The 4,520-nt window shown below is 68.8% G+C and carries 3 protein-coding genes; 2 read left to right on the forward strand and 1 reads right to left on the reverse strand.

Annotated features, from left to right (window positions below; genetic code table 11):
* Positions 1–176 precede the first annotated feature (176 nt).
* A complete protein-coding gene (locus tag WD341_RS14615) occupies positions 177–2,525 on the forward strand; it encodes a CHASE2 domain-containing protein (protein WP_368426207.1) in 2,349 nt (782 codons plus the stop codon).
* 24 nt (positions 2,526–2,549) lie between these two features.
* Here WD341_RS14615 and WD341_RS14620 read toward each other — a convergent pair whose 3' ends face one another.
* Positions 2,550–3,044 (reverse strand): pyridoxamine 5'-phosphate oxidase family protein, encoded by a 495-nt coding sequence (locus tag WD341_RS14620; protein WP_368426208.1) that lies wholly within the window; start codon positions 3,042–3,044, stop codon positions 2,550–2,552.
* Positions 3,045–3,315: 271 nt separating this feature from the next.
* On the opposite strand from WD341_RS14620, the gene WD341_RS14625 reads away from it, so the two are divergent.
* Complete coding sequence (locus tag WD341_RS14625) at positions 3,316–4,446, forward strand: TRAP transporter substrate-binding protein (RefSeq protein ID WP_368426209.1); 1,131 nt, start codon at positions 3,316–3,318, stop codon at positions 4,444–4,446.
* Positions 4,447–4,520: the final 74 nt, after the last annotated feature.

Raw genomic sequence — 4,520 nt, forward strand, 5'->3', positions numbered from 1 at the left:
GCAACAACGGCAACGCCGGCAACAACGGCAACGCCGGCAACAACGGCAACGCCGGGAACAACGGCAACGGATAGTGTAGGCCAGCCGGCTTCCGCGGCCGCCCCCTCACGATCGTCGGCGCACAGCAGCACCGACAGTGAGGGGGTACGGCACCGGAGCCTCGAGGAGACGGGTTCGTGCGCTTCGCTCCCTTCCGCCACCTGCCCGTCGTCCTGGTCCGACCCTGGTCGCTCCGGCGCCGCCGAGGGCTGCGCCAGGTCGCCGCCCTGAACCTCGCGATCCTCCTCTCGACCCTCGGCTTCTACTCGGCCGGTTGGCTCGAGGGCCTGGACCTGCTGATGATGGATCAGCGCTTCGAGATGGTGCGCGCCGAGGCCCAGGGCGACCTGGTCATCGTCCAGCTCGACGGCAAGAGCATCCAGCAGGGTGGCCGCTGGCCCTGGCCGCGAGACCGCTATGCCGACCTGATCGAGCGGCTGTTCGAGGCCGGCGCCACCGATGTCGCGCTCGACGTCGATCTCAGCAGCGTCTCGTCCCTCGAGGGTGACGACGCGCTGGCCGAGACGCTCCGCCGCCACGGCGGCCGGGTCATCCTCGCGGCCTTCAACCAGCAGGACACCACGGGGCAGGCCTCAACCGAGCTTCTCGACTTCAAGCCCCTCGACATCTTCTCGGAGAGCGCCGCCATCGGCGGAGTCAACGTCGACGTCGCCGCCGACGGCGCCGTCCGCCGCTACCCGATCGGGCAGTTCGACGGCCGCACCTTCCGCCCCTCCATGGCCGCCCTGCTGGCCGGCAACGCCCGCCTCGACTATCCCTTCTTCTTCATCGACTACGGCATCGACCCGGGCTCGATCCCGAAGCTGTCTGTCGACGACGTGCTTGAAGGACGCTTCCCCGCCGACGCGGTCGCCGGCCGGAAGGTCATCGTCGGCGCCACGGCACTGGAGCTCGGCGACTACGTAAGCGTGCCGGTCTACCGGACGCTGTCGGGCGTGACGATGCAGGCGCTGGCCTACGAGTCCCTGGTCCAGGACCGCGCGCTGCGGCGCAGCGGTCCGGCCGTGACGGTCGCCGTCCTCCTGCTTCTGGCGCTCGGCGCCGCAGCCGGCGCACGCCGCTGGTCTTGGCACCGATCCGTCCTGGCGGCGGCCGCGGTGGCCTGCGGGCTCTTCGCCGTGAGCGTCCTGGCCCAGATGCTGTGGCCGCTCATCCTGGACATCGCCGCCTGGCTGGTGCTGCTCGCGCTCTTCCTCGGCGCCCGCAGCGTCCGGGAGATCGAGAGCCAGGCGGTCCAGATCTTCAAGCAGCGGATGGCTGGCGCCTACCGGCGCGCGCTGATGGCCCAGGTCGTCGAGGACAGTTTCGACGGCATCGCGATCACCGACAGCCAGGGCCGGATCGAGCTGTTCAACTCGACGGCGGCCGAGATTCTCGGGGTCCAGGCGGCCGCCGTGCAGGGCCGTCCCCTGGCGCGCGTGCTGCCGGCCTTCGAGAGGCTTCGCGACGTCGCGGACGCGGAACCCGACGCTCCGAGGCAGATCACGGTCCGCGGTGCCGACGGCGGGCAACGCATCGTCGAGCTCCAGGTCGGGCGGTCGCGGCTGGAGGTCAGCCGGCATCCGCGCGAGCAGCGGCGGCAGAGCCGCGAGATCACGGTCTTCACCTTCCGCGACGTGACGGAGCGGGTGCGGGCCCTGGAGGCGGAACGGGCGGCCACCGAGCAGGTGATCATGGCGAACCGGGCCAAGACGGAGTTCCTGGCGAACATGAGTCACGAGCTGCGCACCCCGTTGAACGCGATCATCGGCTTCTCCGACATGATCGCGGAGGAAATGCTCGGCCCCATCGCGCCACCGGCCTACAAAGGCTACGCCAAGGACATCAACGCCAGCGGCCTGCACCTGCTGCGCATGGTCAACGAGGTCCTCGACGTCGCCAAGATCGAGGCCGGCAAGGTCGAGCTGGAGGAGGAGATCTTCCCCCTGTCGGGCCTGGTCAACGGCTGCGCCGGCATGATCCGCGGCTCGCTCGGCGTCGGCCACGGCCGCCTCGTTCTGCGCGCGCCCCCAGCCCTCCCCTACGTGCGGGGCGACGAACGTCTGCTCAAGCAGATCCTGATCAACCTGCTCGGCAATGCGGTGAAGTTCAGTCCCGAGGATCGGGAGATCTCGATGGACGTCGCCGTGATGCAGGACGGCTGGGCGCGGATCACCATCCGCGACCGCGGCGTCGGCATCCCGCGCGACAAGCTGGCCGACGTCTTCAAGCCCTTCTTCCAGATCGAGCAGGCGATGAGCCGCAGCCACGAGGGTGCCGGCCTGGGCCTGCACATCGCCTCGACCTACGCCGAGATGCACGGCGGCCACCTCTCGATCGAGAGCGAGGTCGGCGCCGGGACCCAGGTCTCGCTCTGGCTGCCGCCCGACCGACTCGTCAAGCGGGACCAGACGCGTACCGGCCGCATCACCCTGGTCGTCGACCGAGACGATGCCCGCTCGGAGCGGGGCGGCGCCGGCGCCTGAGCCGAGGCCGGTGGACGCGAGGAGTCAGAGCTTCAGCTTGCGCTGCTCGCCCAGTTGCGGCGTCTCGTCCGAGCGCGCGGCCAGGGCAATCTGCCAGGCCTGCTTGAGCACCGAGGTGGTGGTGTCCCAGTACTCGGCACGCAGCGCGCGGAAGCGGACCATCGCCACGTCATCGCCCTCGGGGCCCTCGTCGAACCAGGCGTCGGCGTAGGGCCCCCACAGGGCGCGAATCTCCTCGCGGTCCTGGGAGATGCGCGCGGCGCCCGAGAGCGACACGTACTCGCCCTTCTCGCGGTCGGCGAAGACCATGCTGGCATGCGCCTCCTCGGCAAGTTCTTTCGCCTTGTGCGACGAGCGCCGGGTCAGCATGTGGAGCTCGTTCAGCTCGGGGCGCGCGGTGACCGTCATCGGCCGGCCGCGCAGCAGCCCCTCGTCCTCGGTGACCAGCATACCCGTGCCGATCTCCTCGACCAGGTGCCAGAGCTTGTCCCTGGCGGCGGTTTCGCTGTTCTCGGTCATGATGTTCCTCGTTCGGCCATCGTCACCGCGAGAACAGGCGGCCGCCGCCCCTGGTTCCCAAAGGATTTGTTGTGCCCCCGAGGCCGCGGCGCGCCGCGGCGCCACGGCGGAAAACCGCAAGCGCCTCGCCGAGGACCGCGCAGAGCACGTTGCCAAGACAACCGCATTGCCCGTACCATCACCTTGGACAGGTTCAAAACTGTCACACAAATGTCCGCCCAAACGCGGGCCACAAGGCAAGCGCAAGTGCCGACCTAGGGAGGAAGATATCGTGGAAAGCAAAGCTCTCAACCGCCGCAAGTTTCTCAGGACAGGCGCCGTAGCCACCGCCGGCGCGGCCAGCGCCCTCGCGGCGCCGGCCATCGTCTCGGCCCAGACCCCCAAGGTCCTGAAGATGCAGTCTTCCTGGACCTCTTCCGACATCTTCCAGGAGATGGCGCAGCAGTACGCCGACCGTGTGAACGAGATGTCCGGCGGCCGCCTGCAGGTCGATCTCCTGCCGTCAGGCGCCGTCGTCCAGGCCTTCCAGGTCCAGGATGCGGTCAACGACGGCATCCTCGACGCCGCCCACACGGTCCCGGCCTACTGGTACGGCAAGAACAAGGCGGCCTCGCTGTTCGGAACCGGCCCGGTCTACGGCGGCGACGGCACCCTGATGCTGGCCTGGTTCACCAACGGCGGCGGCTCCGAGCTCTATCGCGAGCTGGTCCAGGACATCCTCGGCCTGAATCTGGTCGGCTGGTTCTGCATGCCGATGCCGGAACAGCCGCTCGGCTGGTTCAAGCAGGAGATCACGTCCGCCGACCAGCTGCAGGGCCTCAAGTACCGCACCGTCGGCCTCGCGACCGACGTCATGCAGTCGATGGGCGTCAGCGTCACCCAGCTTCCCGGCGGCGAGATCGTGCCGGCCCTGGAGCGCGGGGTCATCGAGGCCTTCGAGTTCAACAATCCGACCTCCGACCGGCGCTTCGGTGCGCAGGACGTCGCCGACTACTACATGCTCGGCTCGTTCCACCAGGCCGCCGAGACCTTCGAGATCATCTTCAACAAGGACGTCTACGACGGCCTCGACCCGGACCTACAGGCGATCGTCCGCTACGCGGTCGAGGCGGCGAACACCGCCAACTTCGGCCTGGCCATGGACAACTATTCGAGCGACCTGCAGAAGCTGATCAACGAGGACGGCGTCAACGTCCGCCGCACGCCGGACTCCGTGCTGGCGAAGCAGCTCGAGGCCTGGGACGAAGTCGTCGGCAAGTTCGGCGCCGAGGACGCCTTCTTCCAGAAGATCCTCGACAGCCAGAAGGCTTGGACGGAGCGTGTCGCCTACTACATGCTGACCAACCAGGCCGGCTACAAGCAGGCCTACGACCACTATTTCCCGGGCAAGCTCACCTTCTAGCCAAGCGCGCGCTGCCCGACACCTTTCCGGCCGGGGCGTCACCGACGCCCCCGCCGCCCCTGTGGCGCCCGAGG

The sequence above is a fragment of the Tistlia sp. genome (assembly GCF_040905785.1).
GTDB lineage: Bacteria > Pseudomonadota > Alphaproteobacteria > Kiloniellales > DSM-21159 > Tistlia.